We start from the raw sequence: 24,352 nt of genomic DNA on the forward strand, positions 1-24,352 counted from the left end.
TGTACCAGCTGTGACTCCGACATGGCGGTAAGGACCGTCAGAGGGGCCCGGCGTCACGCTGATTACGTTAAGTCCTTTCCTGCAGCGTCTCAACTGACAAGTTTGACAAAACGTTGCGACTCTATGAGGGGAACGAGCAAATGCGGGCGAACAGAAAAGGCGGCGTGAAGCCGCCTTTTCCAAGAGTCCTGTCAATGGCCTTATCGCTTGCGAAGATAAACGCGGCTAACGCGTCGCTCGTCAATATCGGTCACGGTGAGACTCCAATCTAGCCATTCCACGCGATCACCTTTGACAGGCAACCGATCCAGCAGGCTCATGACGAGGCCGGCCAGCGTCTGATAGTCCTGTGTAGCCTTGGCCTGAAAGCCCAGGCGCTGCCTGAGAACACCCAGCGGGAGTCTACCACTGACGATAAAACCGTCCTTGTCCTTGCGGATATCAGGCACTTCCATTTCGCTGGCGTCTGGTAGATCACCTGCAATGGCCTCAAGCATATCGGTAATGGTCAGCACACCTACGAAATCACCGAATTCGTTGACTACAAACGCGATGTGCGTCGACGCATGGCGAAGCTGCTCCAACGCATGCAAGGCCCCGCAGGTTTCTGGCAATACGATAGGGACATGAACAGCGCTATCGAATGCTACATCGTGTCCTGCCAACAACTCACGAAGCAGGTCTTTCTTATGAATAAATCCCAGCGGCTCATCAACTTTACCGTCTCGTATGACCGGCAGGCGTGAGTGAGGGGAGTCCATCAGACGCTGGCGATTGTGCTCATCCGTATTGGCAAGGTCGATGTAGTCCACATCGGAGCGTACAGTCATGAGGCTGCGAATCGGCCGTTCGGACAGGTTCAATACACTGCTGATCATAATGCGTTCCTGGCGATGGAAGACGCTTTGATCATGGTCATCATCCAGCAGGTCGGTGATCTCGTCATCCACCTCGTCCGTTTCAAACTTACGCCCGCCCAACAGGCGCATGACCGCGTATGCCGTGCGCTCCCTCAAGGGATGGTTTCCGTGCAGCTTCTTACGACGTCGCAGGCGTGCGATCTGATTGAGCAGCTCGATCAGAATCGAGAAGCCAATCGCGGCATACAGGTAGCCCTTCGGAATATGAAAGCCCAAACCATCGGCAGTCAGGCTCAAACCGATCATCATCAAGAAACCCAGGCACAGCATGATGACGGTAGGGTGTGCATTGACAAAGTGGGTCAGAGGCTTGCTCGCAACGATCATTACCCCGATCGAGACGATCACCGCGATCATCATGATGGAGAGATGGTCGACCATGCCGGCCGCGGTAATCACGGAATCCAGCGAGAAGACCGCGTCCAGCACCACGATCTGAGCGACGATAGGCCAGAAAGCCGCATAGGTTTTGCTGTTTCGTGCCTGAACGACATGTCCTTCAAGGCGTTCATGCAATTCCATTGTGGCTTTGAAGAGCAGGAAAATACCGCCAAACAGCATAATGAGGTCGCGCCCGGAAAAGCTCTTGCCAAATACCTCGAACAACGGAGCGGTAAGGGTTACCAGCCACGAAATGCCGGCCAGCAGACCCAGACGCATCAGCATCGCCAGCGACAGGCCGATGATGCGGGCGCGGTCACGTAAGTGAGGCGGCAGTTTGTCTGCCAGAATGGCAATAAACACCAGGTTATCGATGCCTAGGACCAGCTCAAGCACGATCAGCGTGGCAAGCCCCAGCCACGCGGTGGGATCAGCAATCCATTCCATGTGGATCAGGCCTCTATCTGTTGGAAGTTGAATAGCCGACCGTGTGCAGTATCGGTGTGCGCGATGGGATGATCGGGCAGGCACCGTGGCAACGAGAGGGCATTATGAGGTAAACAGAAAGGGCGTAAGGAAGTGGCAACGTGACGCTGAGCAGGGCCGCTCGATATGGAAGGGAAGCGTCGACTGGGAGGTTCGGAGGACGTGTTCATAACACCTTGGATAGAGTGGAAAGCCTAGAGCTTAACCGGGCGATAGACATTTGCCTAAAGCGAAACTATTACAATTTGCTATGGACCAGCAGGGTGAGAAAGGACGCGCCGAAGCGCGTCCTTCGGTATTACAGGAAGTTGAATGGCAATGTGGAAACGAGGCGGATCTCCTTGAAGCTGCCGTCTACCTGATTCTGGCTAGCCTTGTGACGGGTCAGCATCAGGCGGAACTTGCTGTCCTTGATTCGGCCGGACTGGACCTGGTATGTGCCGACCAGCCCGAGTTCGTGGTGGGTTTCCCCGTCCTGTTGTAGTACTTCGGCATAGTTAGCGTAATTGCCACTGCCGGGATTGTAATGTGTACCGTCGATGTCCCAGCCCTTAACGTACCAGATGCCCGTTGTCAGACCCGGAACACCGAAGTAGCTCCAGTCGGTCTCGTACCGGACCTGGGCGGACTTCTCGTTTGGCCCGTTATAGTCCGAAAACATTGAGTTGCCCAAGTAGATCGCAGCGGTCTCATGGGCATAGTCGAAGTACTCGTTTCCTTCAATCTGCTGATACACGAACGTCAGGCTGTGAGCCTGATGGCTGCCGGTAAGCGCCATGCTCCAGGCAGTATTGTTTATATTGCCAGCCTTCGCATCGCCTTGATCGAGGGTACGATAACCATTGAATGCAGCTTTCCAGCCAAACGTCTTGATATCACCGCCGGTCTTGCTCAATCCCAAGTAATACTGGTTCCAGACGTCTTCAAACTGTGCGCCGTAGAGGCTGATCTCGAACCCGTCCAGCGGCTTGTAGTTACCGCCCAGGTAACTCAAATGATCACCAATGACTTCACGTGTACCGTATTCGGTCGTGAATTTCTCATCGCCTGCACCGGTTCGCGGACTGGCACGGCGGAAGCTGCCGGCTTGAAGCGACAGGTTGTCCCATTCATCGCTGACGATCCCGAAACCGGTAAAACTGGAGGGCAGAGCGCGGTTGTCGTTATAGCTGACCACGGGTGTATCAATCAGAAAGCGACCGACCTTAAGCTCGGTATTGGACACACGCAAACGGACATCAGCTACCCCTAGCTTTGACCATTCATCGTGGCCATGACCGTCACTGTCTGCCAGCGTACGGTTGCCGCCACCACCGATTCGTCCCTTGCCTCGCTCCAGGTTGATGGCATTGAACCCAGCAACATCGATACCGAACCCCACGGTACCTTGCGTATAACCGGAGCTGTATTTGAGCGCTGTGCCCTGAACCCAGGTATTACGAGTATGAGTGAAGTGACGGGAGCCGTTCTTGGGATAGGTGAAACCGAAACGGTCTTGCCCGATCTCCCGAGCAGCAAAGTTCCGCGTGGTCAGCGTTAGCGTATCGTCTTCAAAAAATCCCTTGGCGCCTGCCTGGCCTTTGACCGGCTGCTGTACATTGGGAAGGCTTTGGACTTCATTGATGTAGCTGGGATCATCAGGGGCCGGAGACTGAGCCTGAGCTGCAAGCGAAAGTGCAAGTAGCGAAAGGGTAAAACCGGCGCGGTACAAAGTAGACATCTATTTTCCTTATGATTTTTATAGGAGTTCGAGTGAAACGCCCCATGGTGCTTTTCCTGCTGACAGGCAGAAGGAAAGTGTCCGCGGCGCAGCGCTATACGCTCTGCCAGGACGGTTAACGCAACGCTTACGTATTTGCTCTCCCTCAATCGAGACGTACTAGGCCCATGGCTTAGAAACCCGTCTCGCCGAGTCAATTTGAATAAAATGGGTTTCTGCTTCTATTGCGCTTTGCTCACTTCCCGAATGGCGTATCGAGACAGGGCCAAGGCAACCAAGCAGGCCGTTTAACGGCATGGAGATCCATGGAAACAGTTCCAGGATTTCATGTCCGTCGCAGGGCTCTATGCAGAAGCTGTACCTAAGGAAACATGACTGATTAGTCAGGTTTATGTTTGTCCGTTACACATATATTTATGGCGTAAATGCAAAAAATCAGGGCAGTTTCGATATCATTAAGCCTGTATACATTTGGTAACAGTCGCTAAACCATTGTTACGCCTGAGAAAGATATTGGTAATGAAATGCGCACCGACTGTGCACAGGTGTGCTCTGTAATGGTGCATGGTTTTTCAAAAGGGTGCTTGGCTGCCGGTAGTTTGCTTCTGCTCGTTGCAGCCACACTGAGCATTCCCCTGATTATCTATCCAGCACAACGAGCCAAAACGCCGTATCATTGAGGGTGAGTTTCAACCGGATAGAATTCACATGCTGTCTGCTGTTAAACGCTACCTGGCAGGGGCGTTATCGAACTATTTTCCACGTACCACGGAATACCTGCAGAGCAATGGTGATGGCCCGCTGTCTCATCCCAAGCCAAGCAAGCAGGCGGGCTCGTTGCTGACCAATAAACTCAAGTCCATGGTCGCCCGTAAGCCCACCCAGAAAGTCAACCCACGCAAAAAACCTGAAAACGGTGCAAAAGGTTCTCCAAAGCGTGGCAAGCCGGCTCCCACAGCTAAAAAAGCTCAAAGCAAGAGTGCGACTGCGACCAAGCGATCGACGAAGCCGAGCGGACGAGCCAAGAAGCCTTTGGAGTCTGAGCCCAAGGCCCATAGAGCTGCCACGGAAGGACTCTATGGGCCTGCGTTACTGTCTATAACCGAGCAGCACGTTCAGGCGATGCATGAGCGCGTAGCCGAAGCCGTCAAAGCAGGAGTGATCCGGGCGCCGTCAGACGAGCAGTGGAGTATGATTGTCAGCCGCAGCCCGGCTACGCGCATCTTTGCAGGTGCAGGATCGGGCAAGTCCACTACGCTGGTGCTGCGCGTAGTCTTCATGCTATGCCATCTGGATATCAAGCCCGAACAGCTCACAGTCATATCGTTTACTAACGACTCCTGCGCGCAGCTGCGCGAGCAGCTTATCAAGGTATTGTCCTTCTGGAAGTTCTCTTTTTCAGCTGAGCAGGCGCGCAGCTGCGTACGGACCTTTCATTCGGCGATGGGTATGCTCGCTAAGGACGCATTAGGTGCGCCGGTATGGTTTGAGCAGCTGTCCGATCGCAAAGCATCGGCTACCGAGCTGGACAATCCATTGACAGGCGGCCGTCTTCATCCTGTGCAGTTGGACCTGCTCAAACAGGCCTACCAGCGTGCCTATTCAGACGTCCCGGCGTTCAAGAGGAAGGTCGACAAGCTGTTGAATATCGCTAACGAAAGCGATGAAAGCGAAGGAAACAGGCCCGCTCCACTCAAGCCGTTCAAGCTGGAGGGCGAGTTCGTAGCGGTTCCGCTTTTTGAGGCGTTCTACGTCCAGGCGGGCTTTATCGAAAGCCTGGGACTACGGATAGATCGTCTACAAAGCGATAGCGTGCAGTGTTCCGTTCGCGAGCAGATCTTTATCGAGGCCCTGGGGCTCTTCTGGAAAACGTTTGAAGCCTGTCTGAAAGAGAGGGGCCTGCTGACGTTCAACCGTGCGTTTCAGGAGCTTACCGATCGGCTCAATCGAAACGATCGGAGTATCTGTCCGGAAATGCTGATGCCCTTCAGTCATCTGCTGATCGATGAATTTCAGGACATCTCCCCACAGATCGTATTGTGGCTGCAAGCCGTCCATGGATATCTGGCCCGTCAGAAGCGGGCAATCAGTCTTATGGCGATAGGGGATGACTGGCAATCCATTTATGGCTGGCGAGGAAGCTCTCCCGAACTCTTCATGAACTTCGACCGTCATTTTCCAAGCCAGGGGCGAAACAGAAAAAGTACCGTTCTGACGCTGGCTACCAACTACCGCTCCGTGGAACCCATTATTCGGGACGCTGAGAGAGTATTGGCTGGCGTAGTATTCAAGCAGGAAAAGACCTGCCAGGCCGCCAGGACTGTCAAGCGAGGTGATCATGGCGTGCAGGCGGTTACACGGTTCGATTTCAAGAGTCGCCTGCCGGAAGTGGTAAAGGAGATCGAGGCTCAGTGCGCCCACGCTGCAAGTCGGAACTCTTCGGAGCGGACTGCGGTGTTGGTGTTGAGCCGACGCAATGAGACGCTCAAGACTCTTCAAAGCCATCTCGACAAGGCGCTACCTGTTCGCTGCTATACCATTCACCGCGCGAAGGGATTACAGGCTGAAGTAGCCATTGTTGTGGACGACGGAGCCGGTGCCTTACCCCATCCGCTGCGCAACGCATTGTATAGAGCGTCTGGTTTTTTTCAGAACACCTATGATCAAGCAATGGCCGATGAGTCATCAAGGCTCTCTTATGTCGCGATCACACGAGGAGTTAGTCGTGTACTCTGGTATACGACCAAATCGAGAGGGCCATGTTGATAGCGGCTAAACCCTTGAAAAGGAATCTGTTTCTCCGATTATCGATTTGGCTGATGATGACTAGTGCTACAAAACATTTCTAGCCTGCGCCTGCGCTGCCTATGGTGAACCTGTCTCTTCCTTGAAGAGCCCACCAGTTAAAGAGGGTAGCGCCATGACTCATCAATTGTTTCGTAATCCAGCCAATGCCTTGCATATCCACACCAGTTTTGCCGAAAAAGCGGCTTTTCTGCTGGGTACGCAAAAACAGGTACAGCTTAAAAAGGCGACTGGCAACATTGATCCAGTCCGTTGAAACGGGTGCCATCCCTCGTGCTTGATGCGAGCTGTTGCGTAAGCACAAGGGATGACACATTAACCTGACAGCGATTAGCGCTTTTGATAAAGATCCAAAAAAGCAGTGGAGCCCTGTCTCAAATGTCTGGACAGGCGAATGGGGCCTGACTGCTCATGCTGGCGCTCCTGGGCCAACATTGTTCCGGCTTGTAGATCGCAGCCGTGAATCATGAGCTGGAGCAGGGAGTGGGCTGGTGACTGTTTGATAAGTATGTTCATGGGCAGGGACCATGTAAGGTTTCGTCCATAGTTACGCTCATGTAGAGCGTCTGGTACTGATTTACATCAAGGCTTGTGCGTGCTGTATACATACCGCTCTTTTCATTTCAGCCTTATTTCACCGCCAGCGATCATGGCCTTGGTTACGTAGGTAACCGACGTGCCGTACTACAGACTGTCGTTTGAGCGGAGCGCGGTAGCCTGGACCATGTCAGTCAGTTCCGTAGGCCCCACTTGAACGTACCTCCAAGCTAAGCACTCCTTTGCGTCATATGCGAAACCTGGCGACGTATGGATAATCGGCGCTGCCGATATCCATAACTGGGGGCAGGCTGAGAAACACCTTCTACCTGGGTGACATCATGTGCCGTGACTTATGGTGTCCCGCAATACGCAGGTCTGCTTCATTTCCTTGATGTGTATCAAGCCTTGGCTTTACAGGCGTATGACGATAGTGGCATCAGGTAGGGGGAGAGCCCCAAAGGAGCCGCGCGATGAATCGCTATCAACGCCTCCTTTTTGTGGTGGACAACAGCTGTCAGCGGACTGCTGCCTCTAAGCGTGCCCAAGCGATGGCGCAAGCCAGCCGAGCGGCATTGCACCTGGTTATGTTTGATTATGTCGAGGCGATTGCAGCCCATTGCTGCAGTGATCAACTATTGCAGCCGTGATGAGGTGGATGTGTTGGTAGTTGGTCGTACGGAGCACTATCCCTTGCTCTAGCTGGGAAGTTTTGCCGAGACACTGCTGGCTACGCCTCCGTGCAGTATTCTGGCCCTGGGCCGTTCTTCGGTCGATTCCTAGTTCACGCTGTAAGCATCTGTACTCGATTACACCTGGTTAACCGAGTGCAGATCCAAACGCTTACGAGCGGGTACTACTGGCTGCAAGGAAAAGGAGAAACTATTTCTGGCCCTTGATTTCCATACTGCCGTATTTGTTCTGCTGATAGATCGTATAAGGCAATACCAACGTATCCAACACACCAGAAAGCGCTATATCTACCGCAATCAGTGGAACAGCATGTTTTTCCTGAGGTGGGGGATAGATAACGGGCGGAGCGTTGAGTGAGCAGAAATCGTACGCCACGCCGCTATAGACCCGGCTTATGGACTCGCAATAGGTTTTCTGCTGCCTGAGCTTGTAGCTGGTAGTCGCATCGTCTTGGAACACCGTATTGAGGGTTCCACACCCAGTCAGGCTCAGCGCCAGGACGCCAATGGCAATCGTGTCAAGCTTCATGCCTATCGTTCCTCCTATATCAACGTGGCTTGAGCCACTGATCAAGCCAGACAAAAGCGGCTTCCTGTTGCTCCTGCACAAACACGTGGCCAAGTTCGGGCCACAGCTGTGTGGTGAGATTCAGCTCGGCCTGTTGAGAACGCCAGATGCGGTGCACCTTGGCGTAAGCCGCTTCGACCGATTCTGAAGGGAACAGCGTGTCCTTTCCACCGTTGAAAAGCAACAACGGACGAGGTGCAGCAATTCCGGCAACGTCCGGAATATCGAGCCGGGCCGGTATGCCTGGATGCAGCATGTAGTACGATGACTGGCCGCGTAATGTGTTATTCCCCGGCGTCATCAGGCCTTGGTAAGTCCCAAACCAGGAAATGGCAGCAGTTGCCGTAACCTTGTCTGAAAGGGCTGCTAACTGCCAGGCGCGAAAAGCTCCCATGGAGAACCCGACAACGCCGATGCGACGTGTGTCGACCATGGGGAGCGTTGCCAGAAAATCGACCGAGCGCATGTCTTCATAGGCCATTGTTCCGGCAAGGGAACGTCCCAAATTGAAGAAATTGCTGGCAAGCGCCTGTTGCTGTTCGTATGTCACCGGGCCGCGCTCACCCCAACCCAGGGCATCGACCGAAAGCACGACATAGCCCCGCTTGGCCAGCTCATCGCCAGGAAAGCGGCCAGAGAAATATTTGTCGGCCCACTGCTGCGCGGAAGCAGATACTGTTTGATCACCCCATGGTTTGACCATCTTCTCTTTGCCAATATCAAAGCGCGCCCCATGGTCATGCAGCATTAGCACCGCGGGATGAGGGCCGGGCGTATCAGGCAAAAGAAGCAGAGCGTTGACACGACTTTCATCCGTCAGCGTGAACCTGATCTTCTGAGCGCTGTAGCCTGAACGCTGCTGCTGATCAATAACCTGAGCGTTGAAGGCACGCTTTGAATCTGGCGTTAGCAACGCCTCGCGCAGTAGCGTTTGGGCATGGGTACGCCATTTTGAAAAGTGCTTGTAATGACCTGACAGCCAGCTATCTGGATAGGTCATCTTCTGTTTGAGCAGCAGGTAATTGCCGGGAAGTGCGTCGGCCGTAATGGGAGCGGAAGCTGACTGGGCCTGGGCATTTGCCGTTGCGGCAAGGCTGATCCCGCAAAGCACGAGAGATTTCAGAATATTCAAGGTGCGACTCCGGCTGTTGTTGTTATTGAGGCGAGAGTATAGACAGCAGTATGACAACTTAAAAATGGATGGGCCCTCTGGCAATCCGGATCTCAGCTGTTCAGGCCGATATCCGATAGGATGATGCAGACCGTTACGTTTGCTATCGAGGTGGAATTCTTTCGATAGGGGGCAGGTCTCACACGCATCTCACCTCGACACGGGAACCATAACCCTTGCAGACCCTCCGTCTCACACCCACGGTGGCCACGTTCCTTGTATCATTCCACTCCGTTTCCAGGGGACTGGATAGCGGTTTACGCTATGGCCGGTACGCTCTTGGACTTACAGCCCTATTGATGCTGGCAGGATGTGGAACACACTCTCCGCAGCAGGTATCTGCGCCCAGCCCAACTGAAGTACAAGCCAGGATTGTCAGGCTCATGCCTGGTAGTGTGTCTGATCGCCAGGGCTGGGCCAGGGATATTTATACGGCGTTCGATGCGCAAAAAATTCCTCCAACGACCGAAAACATCTGTTCCGTATTGGCGGTGACCGAGCAGGAGTCAACGTTCCAGGCGAACCCTCGGGTACCAGGCATGGGCTCGATTGCGAAGAAGGAAATCGATCGCCGCGCAGGCAAGTTGCATATACCGGCCTTTCTGGTCCGTACCGCATTAAGCCTACGGTCACCCAACGGCAAAACCTATAACGAGCGACTTGCTGCGGCACATACCGAAAAAGAGCTGAGCGATATCTTTGATGACTTCATTGGCATGGTTCCGCTGGGCAAGACACTCTTTGGCAGCTTCAACCCTGTTGAAACTGGCGGGCCGATGCAGGTCAGCGTGGCGTTCGCTGAGCGCCAATCCAGAGGTTATCCCTATACGTTTGACGGATCGATCCGTAACGAGGTCTTTACCCGACGCGGCGGTGTTTATTTCGGGACGGCACACCTGCTTGGCTATCCGGTCAGCTACACCCAACAGATCTACCGATTTGCCGATTACAATGCCGGTTGGTATTCGAGCCGTAATGCTGCGTTTCAACGGGCAGTGAGCAGTCTGACAGGTGTTTCTCTTGCGCTGGACGGCGATCTGATCCGCTATGGCTCACTGGAGCCGAGTGCAACCGAACTGGCCGTACGTAAGTTGGGCAAACGACTGGACATGAGTGAACTGGCCATACGACGTGCGCTTGAAAAAGGAGAAACACTCGATTTCGAGGAATCCAAATTGTACACCCGCGTTTTCGAGCTGGCTGAGAAGAAAGCGGGTAAATCGCTACCTCGGGCCATATTGCCAGGCATTACGCTCGAAAGCCCCAAGATTACCCGCAAACTAACCACCGCCTGGTTTGCCAAGCGTGTCGAGGAGCGCTACCAGCGCTGTCTGGCGCGTGCGAAGTAACGTGCAGCACGCCTTGGTTTACCTAGGCGTGCTGTCGTAGCGCAGTTGGGCCTGATCGATCGCCTCCATATTCGCCTCTGCCCACAACCGAAGTGGCTTGAGCGTCTCGGCGAGGGTAACGCCCAGCTCGGTGATCCGGTATTCCACGGTGACCGGAACGGTGGGAAATGCCGTACGCAAGACCAGACCGTCCCGCTCGAGCGTTTTCAATGTCTGCGATAACATCTTCTGTGAAAGCCCGCCGATTCGGCGCAATAGCTCATTGAACCGTAGGGGGCTTTCCAGCAGAAGATCGAGTATCAGCACCGTCCACTTATCTGCAATTCGATCCAGTATCCGTCGGGTTGGACAGTCAGCGCTAAATGTGTCGGGTGCCAGAGCCGCTTGATTCATTGGCAGTCACCTCAAGGTAACCAAGTGAGAAAAAGGTGCGTTCTTGTCGGAACGTACGGCGCCAATTAACGTGGTTTCGGAAAGTTACTAACTAACGGAAGGAGACTATACATGAAGGTTGCATTAATTGGCGCGTCAGGAAATGCCGGCTCGTGCATTCAGGATGAGTTGGTGAAGCGAGGGCATCAAGTGACTGCAATTGCCAGAAATGCCTCTCGTATAGAAAAGGCAGGAGGTGTACTACCGGTAGCGGTCGATGCGAATAACGAAGCTGAACTAACGGGTGTCCTAAAGGGTCATGACGCCGTTATCAGTGCCGTTATGTTTACCAGCAGCAACCCGGAAATTCTTATCTCAGCGGTAAAAAAGGCTGGGATCAGACGTTATCTGGTAGTGGGTGGCGCGGGAAGCCTTGAGGTATCACCCGCAGTCAGAGTAATCGATACGGCTGATTTCCCAGCGGAATACAAGCCAGAGGCTTCGGCAGGCGCTCTCTTTCTCGAGCGGTTACAAAGGGAGCCAGCGCTTGACTGGACACTTCTTTCGCCCTCGGCCGAATTCGTACATGGGCCACGCACTGGGACGTTTCGACTGGGTGAAGACAGCCTACTGGTAGATCAGAAGGGACGGAGCCACATTTCATTCGAAGATTATGCAATCGCCATGGTTGACGAACTGGAGCAAGGCAGGCATCTCCGCAAGCGGTTTACCGTTGGGTACTAAAACGAGGACAGAATCGTTACCGTTCGCTTGCTCGTAAGCGGTTGCGCTTATAGATCCCGTGCAACGGCAGAACTTTTGCGACGGAGTTCATGGATGGCATCTTCAATGATGGTGTTCATGAGTTCCTGATTCGCGGCATGACGATTAAGCAGGCTCCGCTCAACCTTGGCAGGTGTTCGCGGGTCGATGAGCGTAATGACAAATACATCGCCGCGACTCTCAAGTGTGTACTTGACGGGCGGATCGAGCGAGGCAAGGCGGTATTTCAAGGCGTTCACTGTCATAAAACCATTCTGTTGATGTTTTCACTTCGACAGGTACAGCACCGCCGATGTTCCTGCCATTCGGCTCGAAAGGCGATGCTAGAGCGCTTGCTTGCTAGCGATTTACTGGCATGGTGAGGGTGAATACCGTCCCGCTGTCTCGGTTGGAATTTACCTTCATATGGCCACCATGGGAGCGGGCGATTTCATTGACGATGTACAGCCCGATACCCAGCCCCTGTTGCAGGTTGGTCTGAAGCGTCGTTCGGCTGGCTCGCCAATACGGTTGGAACAGGCCGGACAGGATGTTTTCAGAAAGAGGCTCGCCATCGTTGTGAACGGATAGCGTCAGTAAACCATTCTCCACCTCTGCACGGATCAGAATAGGGCTTTGCGGATTGCCGTGCTGAATGGCGTTGGCTGTCAGGTTCGACAGAAGCTGCGCCAGGCGGTCGCAATCGCAATAGACCGTCCCCAATGTATTTACCGCGCTTTCAATGCAGCGATCAGGGTAGGTTGCCTGTAGCTCATTGACGACCTGCCGAAGGTGCAGTTCCAGGTTGCCGCGTTCCTCCTTGGCTAGCGGGATGCCGTTACCCAGCTGTCCTCTGGAGAAATCAAAGATGTCTTCCACCATTCGTAGGGCTCGCTGGGCAGAAGCGTGGATCAGTTCGACCAGCGAGCGCTCCTGATCCTCGCGCGGTGTTTTCAGTAGCCGCTGTGCACCCGCACAAATGGAGAACAGTGGATTGCGCAGATCATGGCCAACCAAGGCAAGAAAATGCTCTCGGGATTTGGCCGTCAGCTTTTCATCAAGCAGCTTGCTTTCGGTTTCGATAAGGTTTTCCTGGGTTTCTATTTCCAGCGAAAGCAGATGAGTAAACGAACTCATCATTGCCAAGGTTTTCGTCTCGTCCAGATTCGCGGGCTCTGGATCCAGTGCGCACAAGGTGCAGAAGAAACTGCCATCGCGTCGGAAGATGGGAACCGAGATATAACTTTCAAAACCATACTGCTTGGGGGTTGGGTGGCTGCAGTAACGCGTATCTGCACTGGCGTGATTGATCAGGATCGAGTCCTGGCTTGCATGGACTTCGCGGCACAGTGTTGTGGTGACATCCAGAGGATCGCCTACCTTGAGCCCAAAGCCGATCAGGTCCAATACGGCACAGGTTGTCCAGGAATCTTCAGTTACCCGTGCGATTGCGACAAAACGAAGAAGGGTGCTTTCAGATATGACCTTGAGAATAACGCCAACAGCACTGATTCTAGCGATGATGGAAAGATCATTCTCGAGTGTACGCATCATGAGTTATACCTTGAAGCGAGGCGTACTTCACGGCTGCCCCTGACGATAGATCAGGGTAGTGAACGCGATTATCGTTTCGTTGACAACCGTTGGACGTATACAGTTTACACAGGTGAGACTCCTGGCCAGGGAGACGACTTTCAAAGTCGCTTGCCATTGCCGTCTTTTACCCTCGGATGGCTCAAGAGCCGCCTGCATGACACATCCCTGGCTTAGGCTTGCCCGGAGGCTTACACAGTGGGACGCTGTTGAGCGTGAAGCGCTACCGTATTAGCAGAATAGTGTTCTATAACGACCGTGCCTGTAACAAGGTGGCTGCTGGCTGAAAATGGAAAAAGCGCACGCCCATACAGGTCACGGCAGCAAGCAATGCCTCTCTAACGACATAACCTCGGGCATAGAGAGGCCTCCAGAACACAGCCGTGTTCAGATTTCACCTTCCCAATAGTCCAAGTTGGCCTCGGTCCTCTGTAGAGCGCGAAACGCCTTGATTCCCTTGGTACTGGCAGTCGCAAGGTACTTACCCGAAGCTGGATACTCCACGACTTCGGGCGACTCTTTCGTGCTGATTGACAGGTATTTCAACTCAGCGTGAGACGTATTGATGATCTGATGTGGATAGTCAGGGCCGGCAGGAATAAAAAGCACATCGCCGGCCTGTATCGGCACATACTCGCCTGCCACCCGCAGCGTACCCGTGCCCTCTAGAATGAGAAATGCCTCTTCCTGAGCATGGTGAAAGTGATAGGGACATGAGCGCTTACCTGGCGGAACGATATCCAGCGAAAAACCAAGCTTTTGTGCAGCCGTTCCTTCAGAAAGGCTGCCGCTCTGACTTTCAAACAAAGGGCCGTAGGTTTCATGCGTCAGCGACGCACTGCTCAGGTTGCGAATAAGCGCTTGAGCCAGCACGGCTGCCTTGTTGGCGGGAATTGTTGTCATGGCTGCGAGATCCGTGGGGCGTCTGGTCATGCAGCATAGACAATCATAGAGCGATGACGGATTCCGTTTTTGCTCCTTTGTGCAAGCGATACCATGAAGTGCGATCGCTAACCGCGTCAGCGATCAATGGTACCGATGGTATAGGAAGCAGTAATGTAAATCTCATTCCTCTTCCGGCACCAACTTGCGGCGCGCAAACAGGCTTTCCAGAATCTTGTTCAACAGCACGACCAGCGCAATAAACACCAGGAAATAAACAACAACATTGTCAGTACCCATAAGCCTGGAAAGCTTACCGGCAATCATTGCAGACAGCGCCAATACACAGACGAAGCGAATGCCCAGTACTAATGCAGACGTGTACTCATGAACCACATTGTCAGGTTTCACGGGGCGATCACTCGTTTCCATAGTCCAACTACCTGGCAAGTCTGATTGCTTGCCTGGCTACTTTAATAGCATTGCAACGATGCTTTTCCGAGCATCATCCTCCGAACGATCACTTATGGCCGATAGGCGCCAATTACAATGGTGATTGATACGCTTGGCGCAGGGCCCGTCAGAAAACCGGCGTGATCTGAAGAAGGAGAGATCTTAACGAAGGAAGTTGGCTTCGCCTGATGAAGAGTGGTCAAGTGAGATGAGTTATTGGAGCGGAAGCAAAGATAACGAGGTTTGCTGGAGCATGCAGGGCTTCGTGCTGCCCGCTGTCCCTGAGTTACTGACCCTGCAAAAGTATGCTCCGCTCCTTCCAGTTGTTAGCCAGTTGCCGTTGAAAGCTTGCTGGTAAAGAGCGCTTGGTTTTTATTCCGTGGCAAGGCGGATGTTCGGTTGTAAGGATAAGGCTTCTCTGTATATCAAACCTTATCGGTCGAAAAGAAAGGGCGTTATCCGCTAAAGCAGAAGCTTTAAGCTTGAGGCAGCTTTCCTCTCACGGATCGCATTATGGGGAAGAGGTGGCTAACGTTATATTAAGCGGATAAAGGCTTTTAAGGCTGCGGCAAACTGCAGAAAATGAAGCATACCGATAACGCCTCATACGCTTAAAACTCCACGTCAGTATCGTCACGCTCATCTTCAGCGCTACGTGCTTCCAGATCACCTAACCAGTCCCAATCACTGGTGCGCTCGGGCTCGCTCAGCAGCCATTCTATAAAAGCATTCAATAGTAGGTTCACCTAGCTGTATTTATGAACGTGTTGGTTCATTAAAGACAGTAACTACAAGGATGCCTGATTATTACGCTTATAAATGCTTTCATTATGTTTCAAGGACTTATGATGAACCGAATCAATTGCTATGCAGGACAACGATTAAGTTCCAGAGCCTCTTGGCGAAAGAGGCTCTGGATGCATAGCTCCGATTAGTTGGCTAGCGCCGCCAATGTCTTAGGATAACCTACGGTCGATCCATTTACCGGAGCGCCCTCGAGATAAACCCCAAGGTTTTTACCGGCCTGGACATAGGTAATCTTGCGAACCTCGCCATTGGCAAGGCGTACGGATCCTCCTGCCTTGAATGCCGCCTGGTTAGTTGAAGTGCCGGGAATCGAGAAGCCAGCCTTCTTGCGGTACACGCCGTTGAGCCAGTCAGCATTGGTAAAGTCATTGATCGGGCTTGTGGCGAGTACTGCCGATACCAGCGCCAGTTTATTAGGATAGCCTACGATCGATCCATTTACCGGAGCGCCTTCCAGGTACACCGCCATATTGGTACCGATCTGGACAGCAGAGATCTTTCTGACCTCTCCGTTAGCAAGTCGCACCGAAGCACCTACTATGAAGGCAGCCTTATTAGCGGCCGTAGCAGGGATCGAGAAACCGGCTTTCTTGCGATAAACACCATTGAGCCAATCGGCGTTAGTAAAGTTGTTGATTACGCTACTAACTGCACCGTCTGCTCCAGCAACAGGTGTGGTGGTTACTGGAGTTGCTGCCGGTGGTACCGAAGTCGACGGTGCTGTGGAAGAGCCAGTACCCGTAGACGGTGTGGTCGCAACCGGAGTTGTACCCACAGACGGAGTGGATGGCGTTGGCGTCGTGGAGGCGCCTGCCTTCTTCGGGCCTATTTCCGTACAGCTGGTGTTATCCATGTATTTCTTGAGCGTCGGCCACTGCGGGCGATCCTGCCCATTTACCGGCTCAACCGACATGAAATAATTGCCCCAGCCCGGACCTGCCGCCCAGTAGGATGCCGGTACGCAATTCTCTTTCAGGTAAGCCAGCATATTGTCCATCAGGATGTTCCAGCGCGGGTTGTTATCCGGTACGCCGAACTCACCAATATAGCCACGCTGACCATGCTTTTTCAGCCACTCTACGAACGGCTTGACCCGATTCACGCCATACATCACGTCCAGCTTGTTGACGTCTACGTCACCATAGCTGCCACCGGCGTTCTCATCGAAATACGAGTGCGCCGAGAAAATGATGTTGTTGGACGGATCCTTCAGGTTCAGCAAGGGATCATTCCACTCCGCCCAGCGCGTAGCGCTCGACCAGCCGTTACCTTCCACAATGATCGGGCGGGTCTTGTCCACGGCGCGCACACCGTTGATACCGTATTGCGCAGCGGTCGCCCAGTAGGCCAGGGCCCCGTTGGGCTCATTCATGATGTCATAGGCGTACAGGGCGGGTTGATTACTCCACTGCTGGGCAATCTTGGTCATGATCTCCTGGTAGCGCGCATACGGAACGCCACTGGTACCAATCACCTGGCCGCGATAGCGTGCATAGTTATGCAGGTCCAGAATGATCTTGATGTTGTACTTTTGCGCATAACCAAAGGTGCGGTCTATCAGGGCTACATAGGTAGGATCAAGAGGACCGCCCAGCTTGGGTTGCAGACGCTCCCAGATGATGGGGAAGCGGAATGTCTTGATACCCCTGGCGCTCCACTGCTGGAAATAGGATTCCACTGGAAAAATATAGTTGGTGCCATTGATTCCAGGTAGAACATGGGGGGCAAATCCCGCACCGGACAGGTTCAGACTAACCAGATCGACCGGTTCGGCTTGGGCGGCTACCGAGCCAAAGGTAAGACCCACGAGAAGGGGCAGGCTCTTGAAGAATCGCTTAGAAAAATGAATGGACGTGCTCATAATCACCATACTGCTCTGCTAGTGATGGGCTAGGTCTCGCGTCCATGAATACGAGGGGGCTGCCCTAAATAAAAAGTAATGAGGTCTTGGTACTAGGAGATACCAAGAGGCGCATCCTGACGCTTGTGGCCTTGATTACAAGTGACGTGCCAAAACCTTTACATATAAGGAAACATTTAGGATTAAAGTCCTGATAGCTTTGCTAAATACTTGATGGCGCAATGCTTTCAGCAGGAAGACCGTTTATCGGGTTTGATTTTTCAGGTCGAGTAGGCAGTACCTGGTCAAGAAGGGACCCGTTGGGCAGTCAGAAATCTGGCTTTCAGACGAGACTATTCTGGCGCTTTCGCCTATCCGGCTCGATATTTCTTGAATATTTTCATGATCTATTTTCGCTTTCGTCCAAAAGCAAAAACTTCTTGTCGAGATGCGGGATAATGGCAGCCAATTCGCTTATTCACGTTTCGGTAGTTTTGCATGGAAATCAAGGTCAATTTTCTCGATAACCTTCGGCTTGAGGCTAAGTTCGATGACTTCACGGTCATAGCCGATCAGCCTATCCGCTACAAGGGGGATGGTTCGGCGCCTGGGCCTTTTGATTATTTCCTGGCTTCATCAGCGTTATGTGCTGCGTATTTCGTGAAGCTGTATTGCCAGACACGCAATATCCCTACCGACAACATTCGTCTTTCGCAGAACAATATTGTTGATCCTGAAAACCGTTATCAGCAGATTTTCAAGATTCAGGTCGAGTTGCCTGCCGATATCTCTGACAAGGACCGGCAGGGCATTTTGCGCTCCATCGACCGTTGTACGGTAAAGAAGGTGGTGCAAACCGGCCCGGAATTTGTCATTGAGGAAGTGGACAACCTGGATGCCGATGCCCAGGCGCTGCTGATACCGAGCATGGCCTCTGACACGAGCACCTTTATTGCAGGCAAGGATCTGCCGCTTGAGCAGACTATTGCCAACATGTCGGGGATTCTGGCCGACCTGGGCATGAAGATTGAAATCGCTTCATGGCGAAATATCGTTCCCAACGTGTGGTCGCTGCATATACGCGACGCTCATTCGCCGATGTGCTTTACCAATGGCAAGGGGGCCACCAAGGAAGCCGCGTTGGCGTCAGCCTTGGGCGAGTTTATCGAGCGTCTGAACTGTAACTTCTTCTACAACGATCAGTTCTGGGGTGAAGACATTGCCAATGCAGAGTTCGTGCATTACCCGAACGAACGGTGGTTCAAGCCAGGCCGTAAGGATGCATTGCCATCTGAAATTCTCGATGCATACTGCCGGGAAATCTACAACCCTGATGGGGAGCTACGCGGCTCGCATCTGTATGACACCAACTCCGGCAACGTCGAGCGCGGCATCTGTTCGCTGCCCTTTGTACGTCAGTCGGACGGCGAGGTGGTGTATTTCCCGTCCAATCTGATCGAAAACCTGTACCTGAGCAATGGCATGAGTGCTGGTAACACGCTGGCTGAAGCGCAGGTGCAATGTCTGTCGGAAATTTTCGAGCGCGCGGTGAAGCGTGAAATCCTGGAAGGGGAGCTTGCCCTGCCTGACGTACCGCAGGACGTGCTGGCAAAATACCCGGCTATTCTGGCTGGCATCCAAGGACTGGAAGAGCAGGGCTTCCCGGTATTGGTAAAGGATGCATCGCTCGGAGGTGAGTTCCCGGTGATGTGCGTCACCTTGATGAATCCACGTACCGGCGGCGTATTCGCCTCGTTTGGCGCGCATCCAAGCTTGGAGGTAGCGCTTGAGCGCAGCCTCACAGAACTGCTTCAAGGGCGCAGCTTCGAAGGTCTCAATGATCTTCCTCAGCCTACGTTTGAAAGCCAGGCCGTGACCGAGCCGAACAACTTCGTTGAGCATTTCATTGATTCCAGCGGTGTAGTGTCGTGGCGTTTCTTCAGTGCCAAGGCGGATTTCGAATTTGTCGAATGGGATTTTTCAGCCGAGGGTGAAAATGCCAATGCTGAGGAAGCCGCGACGCTGTTCGGTATCCTCGAGGATATGGGTAAGGAAGTGTACATGGCGGTATATGAGGACCTGGGGGCAACGGCTTGCCGTATCCTGGTGCCGGGCTATTCGGAGATTTATCCGGTAGAGGATCTGATCTGGGATAACACCAACAAGGCGCTGTCCTTTCGCGCTGATATTCTGAATCTGCACCGTCTGGATGACGCCGCTCTGGAAGCGTTGGTTGAGTGCCTGGAAAACTGTGAGCTGGATGATTACACCGACATCACTACCCTGATCGGCATCGAATTTGATGACAACACGGTTTGGGGACAGCTCACGATTCTTGAATTGAAGTTGCTGATCTATCTGGCACTGAAGCAGTTCGAGGAAGCGCATGAACTGGTCGGTGCCTTCCTGCAGTTCAACGACAATACCGTTGAGCGTGGCCTGTTCTATCAGGCTTTGAATGCAGTACTTGAGGTATCGCTGGACGAGGAGCTGGAGCTGGCCGACTATGAAGTCAACTTCCGCAGGATGTTTGGCAATCAGCGCATGGATGCAGTGCTGGGCTCAGTGGATGGAAGCATCCGCTTCTTTGGCCTGACGCCCACCAGCATGAAGCTGGAGGGGCTGGATAGACACCTGCGACTGATCGACAGCTATAAGAAACTGCATACGGCACGTGCCAGGGCCGCTGCTTCTGCCCATTAGCTGTCATTGAAGGCGCGTAGTGGCTAGGGTCGCTCCCGGCGACTATACACCTGGCGGATGCCAGCAGTGCAATCGCCTGATTACCTGCTATTTGAGTAATCAGGCGCACTCGCAAGACGGACCTGTTACTGCGTTGGGGCAGAGGAGAACTGCCCTTTGCCCGGCTACGAATGATGGGTCTGCTCTTTAGAGGAGGTACCCAATGGAGGTGATCGTCGTACTTCGGTGATGTAGATCAGGATCAGCGACACCCACACGATGCCGTAGAGCAGCATGAAGCAGCTTGAGTTGATACCCAGGAAGTCGAGCAGTGTGCCAAACAGGATAGGCAACAGGAACCCTCCCAGTCCTCCCGCCATGCCGACGATGCCTGAAACGATGCCCATGTTTTGTGGAAAATCATCGCCGATGTACTTGAAGGTAGAAGCCATGCCGCAGGCAAAAGCGATACCTAGAATAAACAGCAGTGCTGTTGCTCCCCAAACCGGAAGGCCAAGATGAAAGTTCATCGGTCCCCGGATAGTTTGAACAGTAAAATCGGTTTGCGGATAGGAAAGTAGAAATAGACTGATCCACGCGATCCACAATACCCACCACGTTACAGCATGGGCACCAAGCCGGTCTGACAGCAAGCCGCCGAGCGCTCGAAGGGCACCTCCAGGAAGGGAGAAGCAGGCTGCCAGCAGTGAAGCCTGAGCAATCGAGAGACCGTACTCGTTCAGGTAATACTGTGGCATCCAGATCGAGAGCGCTGTGAAGCCCCCGAATACAACGGAATAATACTGACAATATTTCCAGACGCGCCCATCCCGCAGAACAGCCAGCTGCTGTCTAACCGGAACGGAGCGTCCAGGGGCTCTGGTATCCGGTGCGGCAATTATCCAGAACAGAACCGCCGTCACGAGAAGCGCCACGGCATACACACGCGGCACGCTCTCCCAGCCGTAGAGGGCAACAAGGGTGGGCGCCAGGAACATGTTGATGGCGGCGCCAGCGGTACCTGCTCCGAATACCCCCATCGCAAATCCTTTGCGCTCGCTGGGAAAAAAGCGAGCCACGTAGGGCGTTCCAACCGAGAATGAGGCTCCCACAAGCCCAAGTGCCAGCCCCAACAACAGGAATTGCCAGAGCTGGTTTGCGTAGGAGGCTAGCCAAAGGGGAACGGTGCACGTCAGAAGCAGCAGGGTCATCACTGTTCGACCACCGAAGCGGTCTGTCCAGATACCCAGCGGCAACCGGAAAATGGCGCCGGTCAGGACTGGCGTGGCGGTAAGCAGGCCGAACTCAGATGCACTGAGCCCTAGGGAGGTCTGAATGGGGATGCCGATCACACCAAACATCATCCAGACGGCAAAGGAGATCAGAAATGCCAAGGTGCTCATCACGAGCACACGCAAGGACTGTGTGCTGTTTGAGGATGCGATTGCTGCCGATCCGATTTTCAAGAGCAGTTCCTCGCGGGAATGATCACGGGGTCTCGGTTCGGGGCGTGAACAGCGGAAGCGCCCGCGGCGGTGCACGATGATCCTGCCGGCCACGCTGATGGGCGAGCAGGGGCGCTTTCGCCTGCAAAAAGGTCGAAGCCCTTGATGCTGGCGCGTGCGGCCAGTGAGGCGATATAGCCCTGCACGGCCTGCCGCCAACTGGTTTCCTGCAAAAAGGCGATAATTCGCGGGCGTACTGCCTGCAGTGGCGGTACCCGTCCTTTATGACAAGCCAGCACACGGATGATATGCAGGCCGAACCGGCTTTGAACGACTGTGGGGCATACCTCACCTGCTGCCAGTCCGGCAAGGTGGGTTTCGAATTCCGGCACTGTGCTTCCACGCTCGATCAATCCTAGATCGCCGCCCTGCGTGCTTGATGGACAGTCAGAGAAGCGGGCCGCCAACACGGTCAGTGCTGTCGGGTCATCAAGCACTTCTGCAAGCATCGTTTCTGCCTTTTCCCGTGCCGCCCCAATGGCGCGTTCATCACCGGGGTTCGCTGCGATCAGCAAGTGCTGGACCTGCCAACGGTCAGGACGCTTCAAACGATCAAGGTTGTGCTGGTACCAGTGCTCCAGCTCTGTCTCGGTTGGCTCTGGAAGCTTCAGCTCAGTTTCGAGCAGACGCCTGATGGCGGCCTCGTCGGCCTCCTCACCGGGCTCAGCATCCTGACCGGTGATACCGTGGCGTGTAGCCTCGGCCAAAAGCAGCTCTCGAACGACGAGTGCACGTGCGGCCTGTTCCCAGGCAGCGGCTGGGTCATCGGCATCCTGCAGTTGGGCCTCCAGCGAAAGTAGGTCATCAGTAATGGCAATACCGTCAACGGTGATCATTGTCATGTCCCTACTTTTTTTTATGCTCGTCGAGCCGGGTACGGACAGCAGAAGTGCTCTGCTGTAGTCCGGCTGTTATGCCGTCGTCCAGCGCAATGTTGGGCGGAACGCCGAGCGAGGCCCTGTACAAGGCCCACATGGCACCGGGCTGGTCGGTGGTTCCTCCGTGCAGTAACAGCGGTAGGTTACTGCGATCGGCCAGCAAGTCCGAAAATTGCTTGACCTGCTCCTGTGTCGGCAGGTCCTGAACGGGAAGGTTGGCGTAGCGGATGCGTGCGAATTCCGCATGTTGTTTTTCGGATGCGATTTCTTCCGCTGGCCTCAGATCCACAATCATGGCGAAACCTACGCGCTTGGCTTCGACCACACCCTCGTCCTCAATCGGTCCAGCGATAGCCACCAGCGGCGCAACACGGTGGTAAAGCGGCAATCGCTGCTCGGCAATCTGATCCCCGAACGGCGCAATCCCCGGTTGTGGCGCTACATCATCGGCAGCGCCCGCTGCCAGGGCTGCCTCCATGAACAGAACACCGGATAACAGCCAGAGCATTCGCTGGAAAGGCGTCATACGCCCTCCTTGGAAATGTTGGCGTTCTTGCGAACGATCTGCCATCCAGGGCGGCCCAGGTACCAGACAGGCGCAGACCAGACATGGACGAGCCGGGTAAAAGGCACAAGAAGGAACAGCGTCATACCGCAAACCAGATGCAGCTTATAGACCCAAGGCACGTCGGCCACCAGCTGCGCCGAGCCCGGGCGGAACAAGAGAATGCTGCGAGACCACTCGGCAAGCACCAGCATGTAGGTGCCGTCCAGATTTTGCGACGATTCGGGTAGCGTGCTGATCCCGAGGCAGAGTTGGAAGAAGATGAAGAGCAGGATGAAAATATCGGTCGGCTTGCTGGTCTGGCGAATGCGGGCATCTGTCAGGCGCCTATGTATCAACAAAATTCCGCCCACTACGCCGAGGGCGGCGAGCGCACCACCCGTCACGATAGCCAGGATCTGCTTGGCTTTCACGGTCAGGCCGAGGGCATGGTAGACCTCAGGCGGCGTAAGTAACCCCGCAGTATGCCCGACAAAAAGGCCCAGAATGCTGATGTGAAAAAGATTACTGCCCCAAACCAACTGGCGACGTCTCAAAAACTGGCTTGACTGACTTCGCCAGGAGAATTGGCTGCGGTCAAATCGTGCCCAACTGCCCAGAAAAAAACAGATCATGCACAGGTACGGGTAAAACCCGAACAGGAACTGGTTGAGCCAATTCATGCGGCATACCTCTAGCGTTCTATGAGACGGATGGGTGAAACCTGCACATCACGTTCGAACTGTGCAACCAAGGCGGCTGCGTTCGAGCAGGCACTATCGGCAACTGCGGGCTCCATGAAGCTGACAGGTGCTTCTTCGTAGCGGGCATCCAGTGCTTCAGGGGTATCCTCCTGTTCTCCCTCGGCCAGTCTGGAGGCGACTACCTCGGTGTCTGCTGGCCGTGAGCCTAACGCCTCGATAGCGCGCAGCACTGCAGCATACGGTGTTCCGCGTTTCTCGAGACGACTGGCCAGAAGCGCAACGATCTCTACAATCTCACCGAGCAGGACGGCGGCGTCGGAAGGTGCATGACACGAAACGTATTCCAGAAAGACCGGTAGAAAATCAGGCAACTCATCGCCTGACAGCTCTAGCCCAACGGCTCGATAATCTTCGACGAGGTTAGCCATGGCCTGGCCCCGATCCCGTGAGTCGCCGTGCACATGACCGAATAGATAGAGCGAGAGGGCGCGTGAGCCACCGTCAAACAGCGACACATAGTTCCCTTGCGCCTGTATAGGGTCAGTCGCTGCCAGATGGTCGCAAAAGGCGATGACCTGGTCACGTTGTGTGGCGGGCAGCGGTGAGTCATTCAGGATATATCGAATATCCGGCAAGGCCTCCATGAGGGCCTGGTCGGGGTAAAGCAACAGTCCGGCAAGTGCCTTGCACGTTATCATCAC

The 24,352-nt window shown here is 54.0% G+C and carries 23 protein-coding genes; 6 read left to right on the top strand and 17 right to left on the bottom strand.

Annotated features, from left to right (window positions below):
• Nucleotides 1–200: 200 nt before the first annotated feature.
• Nucleotides 201–1,748, bottom strand: coding sequence for a TerC family protein (locus AC4LF3_RS20080; RefSeq protein ID WP_491836450.1), 1,548 nt, complete (start codon nucleotides 1,746–1,748; stop codon nucleotides 201–203).
• Nucleotides 1,749–2,085: 337 nt separating this feature from the next.
• A complete protein-coding gene (locus AC4LF3_RS20085) occupies nucleotides 2,086–3,507 on the bottom strand; it encodes an OprD family outer membrane porin (RefSeq protein WP_491836452.1) in 1,422 nt (473 codons plus the stop codon).
• 708 nt (nucleotides 3,508–4,215) lie between these two features.
• Between AC4LF3_RS20085 and AC4LF3_RS20090 the strand changes: the two genes are divergently transcribed.
• Complete coding sequence (locus AC4LF3_RS20090; RefSeq protein ID WP_491836454.1) at nucleotides 4,216–6,273, top strand: UvrD-helicase domain-containing protein; 2,058 nt, start codon at nucleotides 4,216–4,218, stop codon at nucleotides 6,271–6,273.
• Nucleotides 6,274–6,427: 154 nt separating this feature from the next.
• A complete protein-coding gene (locus AC4LF3_RS20095; RefSeq protein WP_019364986.1) occupies nucleotides 6,428–6,568 on the top strand; it encodes a hypothetical protein in 141 nt (46 codons plus the stop codon).
• A gap of 74 nt (nucleotides 6,569–6,642) precedes the next feature.
• Here AC4LF3_RS20095 and AC4LF3_RS20100 read toward each other — a convergent pair whose 3' ends face one another.
• Nucleotides 6,643–6,828, bottom strand: coding sequence for a hypothetical protein (locus AC4LF3_RS20100; RefSeq protein ID WP_122044094.1), 186 nt, complete (start codon nucleotides 6,826–6,828; stop codon nucleotides 6,643–6,645).
• 494 nt (nucleotides 6,829–7,322) lie between these two features.
• On the opposite strand from AC4LF3_RS20100, the gene AC4LF3_RS20105 reads away from it, so the two are divergent.
• Nucleotides 7,323–7,499 (top strand): hypothetical protein, encoded by a 177-nt coding sequence (locus AC4LF3_RS20105; RefSeq protein ID WP_491836457.1) that lies wholly within the window; start codon nucleotides 7,323–7,325, stop codon nucleotides 7,497–7,499.
• 232 nt (nucleotides 7,500–7,731) lie between these two features.
• Here the strand turns inward: AC4LF3_RS20105 and AC4LF3_RS20110 are convergent, their stop codons facing one another.
• Nucleotides 7,732–8,070, bottom strand: a complete 339-nt coding sequence (locus AC4LF3_RS20110) for a YceK/YidQ family lipoprotein (protein WP_491836458.1) — start codon at nucleotides 8,068–8,070, stop codon at nucleotides 7,732–7,734.
• A 19-nt stretch (nucleotides 8,071–8,089) separates the two neighbouring features.
• Nucleotides 8,090–9,241, bottom strand: a complete 1,152-nt coding sequence (locus tag AC4LF3_RS20115; protein ID WP_491836460.1) for a dienelactone hydrolase family protein — start codon at nucleotides 9,239–9,241, stop codon at nucleotides 8,090–8,092.
• A 338-nt stretch (nucleotides 9,242–9,579) separates the two neighbouring features.
• Here AC4LF3_RS20115 and AC4LF3_RS20120 point away from each other — a divergent pair, with 338 nt between their 5' ends.
• A complete protein-coding gene (locus AC4LF3_RS20120) occupies nucleotides 9,580–10,629 on the top strand; it encodes a DUF1615 domain-containing protein (RefSeq protein WP_491836844.1) in 1,050 nt (349 codons plus the stop codon).
• 18 nt (nucleotides 10,630–10,647) lie between these two features.
• Here the strand turns inward: AC4LF3_RS20120 and AC4LF3_RS20125 are convergent, their stop codons facing one another.
• Nucleotides 10,648–11,022 (bottom strand): winged helix-turn-helix transcriptional regulator, encoded by a 375-nt coding sequence (locus tag AC4LF3_RS20125; protein ID WP_010798595.1) that lies wholly within the window; start codon nucleotides 11,020–11,022, stop codon nucleotides 10,648–10,650.
• A 111-nt stretch (nucleotides 11,023–11,133) separates the two neighbouring features.
• Here AC4LF3_RS20125 and AC4LF3_RS20130 point away from each other — a divergent pair, with 111 nt between their 5' ends.
• A complete protein-coding gene (locus AC4LF3_RS20130) occupies nucleotides 11,134–11,745 on the top strand; it encodes an NAD(P)-dependent oxidoreductase (RefSeq protein WP_491836462.1) in 612 nt (203 codons plus the stop codon).
• 47 nt (nucleotides 11,746–11,792) lie between these two features.
• Here AC4LF3_RS20130 and AC4LF3_RS20135 read toward each other — a convergent pair whose 3' ends face one another.
• From AC4LF3_RS20135 to AC4LF3_RS20160, 6 genes are all read right to left on the bottom strand, one after another.
• The gene (locus AC4LF3_RS20135) at nucleotides 11,793–12,029 is read right to left on the bottom strand and encodes a hypothetical protein (protein WP_010798593.1); all 237 of its coding nucleotides are present in this window, start codon (nucleotides 12,027–12,029) and stop codon (nucleotides 11,793–11,795) included.
• 94 nt (nucleotides 12,030–12,123) lie between these two features.
• Entirely contained in the window at nucleotides 12,124–13,317 is a 1,194-nt protein-coding gene (locus AC4LF3_RS20140; RefSeq protein ID WP_491836464.1) for a GAF domain-containing sensor histidine kinase, read from the bottom strand.
• A 426-nt stretch (nucleotides 13,318–13,743) separates the two neighbouring features.
• The gene (locus AC4LF3_RS20145) at nucleotides 13,744–14,259 is read right to left on the bottom strand and encodes a cupin domain-containing protein (RefSeq protein WP_491836465.1); all 516 of its coding nucleotides are present in this window, start codon (nucleotides 14,257–14,259) and stop codon (nucleotides 13,744–13,746) included.
• A 162-nt stretch (nucleotides 14,260–14,421) separates the two neighbouring features.
• A complete protein-coding gene (locus AC4LF3_RS20150) occupies nucleotides 14,422–14,670 on the bottom strand; it encodes a hypothetical protein (RefSeq protein WP_010798589.1) in 249 nt (82 codons plus the stop codon).
• A gap of 632 nt (nucleotides 14,671–15,302) precedes the next feature.
• Complete coding sequence (locus tag AC4LF3_RS20155) at nucleotides 15,303–15,425, bottom strand: hypothetical protein (RefSeq protein WP_280117362.1); 123 nt, start codon at nucleotides 15,423–15,425, stop codon at nucleotides 15,303–15,305.
• Between the two features lie 197 nt (nucleotides 15,426–15,622).
• On the bottom strand, nucleotides 15,623–17,359 hold the full coding sequence (locus AC4LF3_RS20160) for a glycoside hydrolase family 5 protein (protein ID WP_491836468.1): 1,737 nt from the start codon (nucleotides 17,357–17,359) through the stop codon (nucleotides 15,623–15,625).
• Between the two features lie 477 nt (nucleotides 17,360–17,836).
• On the opposite strand from AC4LF3_RS20160, the gene AC4LF3_RS20165 reads away from it, so the two are divergent.
• A complete protein-coding gene (locus tag AC4LF3_RS20165) occupies nucleotides 17,837–20,041 on the top strand; it encodes an OsmC domain/YcaO domain-containing protein (protein WP_491836470.1) in 2,205 nt (734 codons plus the stop codon).
• Nucleotides 20,042–20,205: 164 nt separating this feature from the next.
• Here the strand turns inward: AC4LF3_RS20165 and AC4LF3_RS20170 are convergent, their stop codons facing one another.
• The 5 genes from AC4LF3_RS20170 to narJ are packed head-to-tail and all read right to left on the bottom strand — an operon-like array spanning nucleotide 20,206 to nucleotide 24,349.
• Entirely contained in the window at nucleotides 20,206–21,423 is a 1,218-nt protein-coding gene (locus AC4LF3_RS20170; protein ID WP_312271558.1) for an MFS transporter, read from the bottom strand.
• A gap of 59 nt (nucleotides 21,424–21,482) precedes the next feature.
• The gene (locus AC4LF3_RS20175) at nucleotides 21,483–22,367 is read right to left on the bottom strand and encodes a peptidylprolyl isomerase (protein ID WP_491836472.1); all 885 of its coding nucleotides are present in this window, start codon (nucleotides 22,365–22,367) and stop codon (nucleotides 21,483–21,485) included.
• 4 nt (nucleotides 22,368–22,371) lie between these two features.
• Nucleotides 22,372–22,929, bottom strand: a complete 558-nt coding sequence (locus AC4LF3_RS20180; protein WP_010798584.1) for a fused DSP-PTPase phosphatase/NAD kinase-like protein — start codon at nucleotides 22,927–22,929, stop codon at nucleotides 22,372–22,374.
• Complete coding sequence (gene narI / locus AC4LF3_RS20185; RefSeq protein ID WP_010798583.1) at nucleotides 22,926–23,630, bottom strand: respiratory nitrate reductase subunit gamma; 705 nt, start codon at nucleotides 23,628–23,630, stop codon at nucleotides 22,926–22,928. The genes AC4LF3_RS20180 and narI overlap by 4 nt, the downstream gene beginning before the upstream one ends.
• Before the next feature lie 11 nt (nucleotides 23,631–23,641).
• Nucleotides 23,642–24,349, bottom strand: a complete 708-nt coding sequence (gene narJ, locus AC4LF3_RS20190; protein ID WP_491836845.1) for a nitrate reductase molybdenum cofactor assembly chaperone — start codon at nucleotides 24,347–24,349, stop codon at nucleotides 23,642–23,644.
• Nucleotides 24,350–24,352 lie beyond the last annotated feature (3 nt).

This window comes from Pseudomonas sp. C2.3V (genome assembly GCF_058536325.1).

What these genes read in the sequence shown, in the direction of transcription:
- AC4LF3_RS20095 (WP_019364986.1), top strand. Translation starts at nt 6,428, where the DNA reads ATGACTCATCAATTGTTTCGTAATCCAGCCAATGCCTTGCATATCCAC.
- AC4LF3_RS20170 (WP_312271558.1), bottom strand. Translation starts at nt 21,423, where the DNA reads ATGAGCACCTTGGCATTTCTGATCTCCTTTGCCGTCTGGATGATGTTT.
- AC4LF3_RS20110 (WP_491836458.1), bottom strand. Translation starts at nt 8,070, where the DNA reads ATGAAGCTTGACACGATTGCCATTGGCGTCCTGGCGCTGAGCCTGACT.
- AC4LF3_RS20135 (WP_010798593.1), bottom strand. Translation starts at nt 12,029, where the DNA reads ATGACAGTGAACGCCTTGAAATACCGCCTTGCCTCGCTCGATCCGCCC.
- AC4LF3_RS20145 (WP_491836465.1), bottom strand. Translation starts at nt 14,259, where the DNA reads ATGACAACAATTCCCGCCAACAAGGCAGCCGTGCTGGCTCAAGCGCTT.
- AC4LF3_RS20105 (WP_491836457.1), top strand. Translation starts at nt 7,323, where the DNA reads ATGAATCGCTATCAACGCCTCCTTTTTGTGGTGGACAACAGCTGTCAG.
- AC4LF3_RS20100 (WP_122044094.1), bottom strand. Translation starts at nt 6,828, where the DNA reads ATGAACATACTTATCAAACAGTCACCAGCCCACTCCCTGCTCCAGCTC.
- narI (WP_010798583.1), bottom strand. Translation starts at nt 23,630, where the DNA reads ATGAATTGGCTCAACCAGTTCCTGTTCGGGTTTTACCCGTACCTGTGC.
- AC4LF3_RS20150 (WP_010798589.1), bottom strand. Translation starts at nt 14,670, where the DNA reads ATGGAAACGAGTGATCGCCCCGTGAAACCTGACAATGTGGTTCATGAG.
- AC4LF3_RS20165 (WP_491836470.1), top strand. Translation starts at nt 17,837, where the DNA reads ATGGAAATCAAGGTCAATTTTCTCGATAACCTTCGGCTTGAGGCTAAG.
- AC4LF3_RS20125 (WP_010798595.1), bottom strand. Translation starts at nt 11,022, where the DNA reads ATGAATCAAGCGGCTCTGGCACCCGACACATTTAGCGCTGACTGTCCA.
- narJ (WP_491836845.1), bottom strand. Translation starts at nt 24,349, where the DNA reads ATGATAACGTGCAAGGCACTTGCCGGACTGTTGCTTTACCCCGACCAG.
- AC4LF3_RS20175 (WP_491836472.1), bottom strand. Translation starts at nt 22,367, where the DNA reads ATGACAATGATCACCGTTGACGGTATTGCCATTACTGATGACCTACTT.
- AC4LF3_RS20180 (WP_010798584.1), bottom strand. Translation starts at nt 22,929, where the DNA reads ATGACGCCTTTCCAGCGAATGCTCTGGCTGTTATCCGGTGTTCTGTTC.
- AC4LF3_RS20090 (WP_491836454.1), top strand. Translation starts at nt 4,216, where the DNA reads ATGCTGTCTGCTGTTAAACGCTACCTGGCAGGGGCGTTATCGAACTAT.
- AC4LF3_RS20160 (WP_491836468.1), bottom strand. Translation starts at nt 17,359, where the DNA reads ATGAGCACGTCCATTCATTTTTCTAAGCGATTCTTCAAGAGCCTGCCC.
- AC4LF3_RS20120 (WP_491836844.1), top strand. Translation starts at nt 9,580, where the DNA reads ATGCTGGCAGGATGTGGAACACACTCTCCGCAGCAGGTATCTGCGCCC.
- AC4LF3_RS20085 (WP_491836452.1), bottom strand. Translation starts at nt 3,507, where the DNA reads ATGTCTACTTTGTACCGCGCCGGTTTTACCCTTTCGCTACTTGCACTT.
- AC4LF3_RS20130 (WP_491836462.1), top strand. Translation starts at nt 11,134, where the DNA reads ATGAAGGTTGCATTAATTGGCGCGTCAGGAAATGCCGGCTCGTGCATT.
- AC4LF3_RS20080 (WP_491836450.1), bottom strand. Translation starts at nt 1,748, where the DNA reads ATGGAATGGATTGCTGATCCCACCGCGTGGCTGGGGCTTGCCACGCTG.
- AC4LF3_RS20140 (WP_491836464.1), bottom strand. Translation starts at nt 13,317, where the DNA reads ATGATGCGTACACTCGAGAATGATCTTTCCATCATCGCTAGAATCAGT.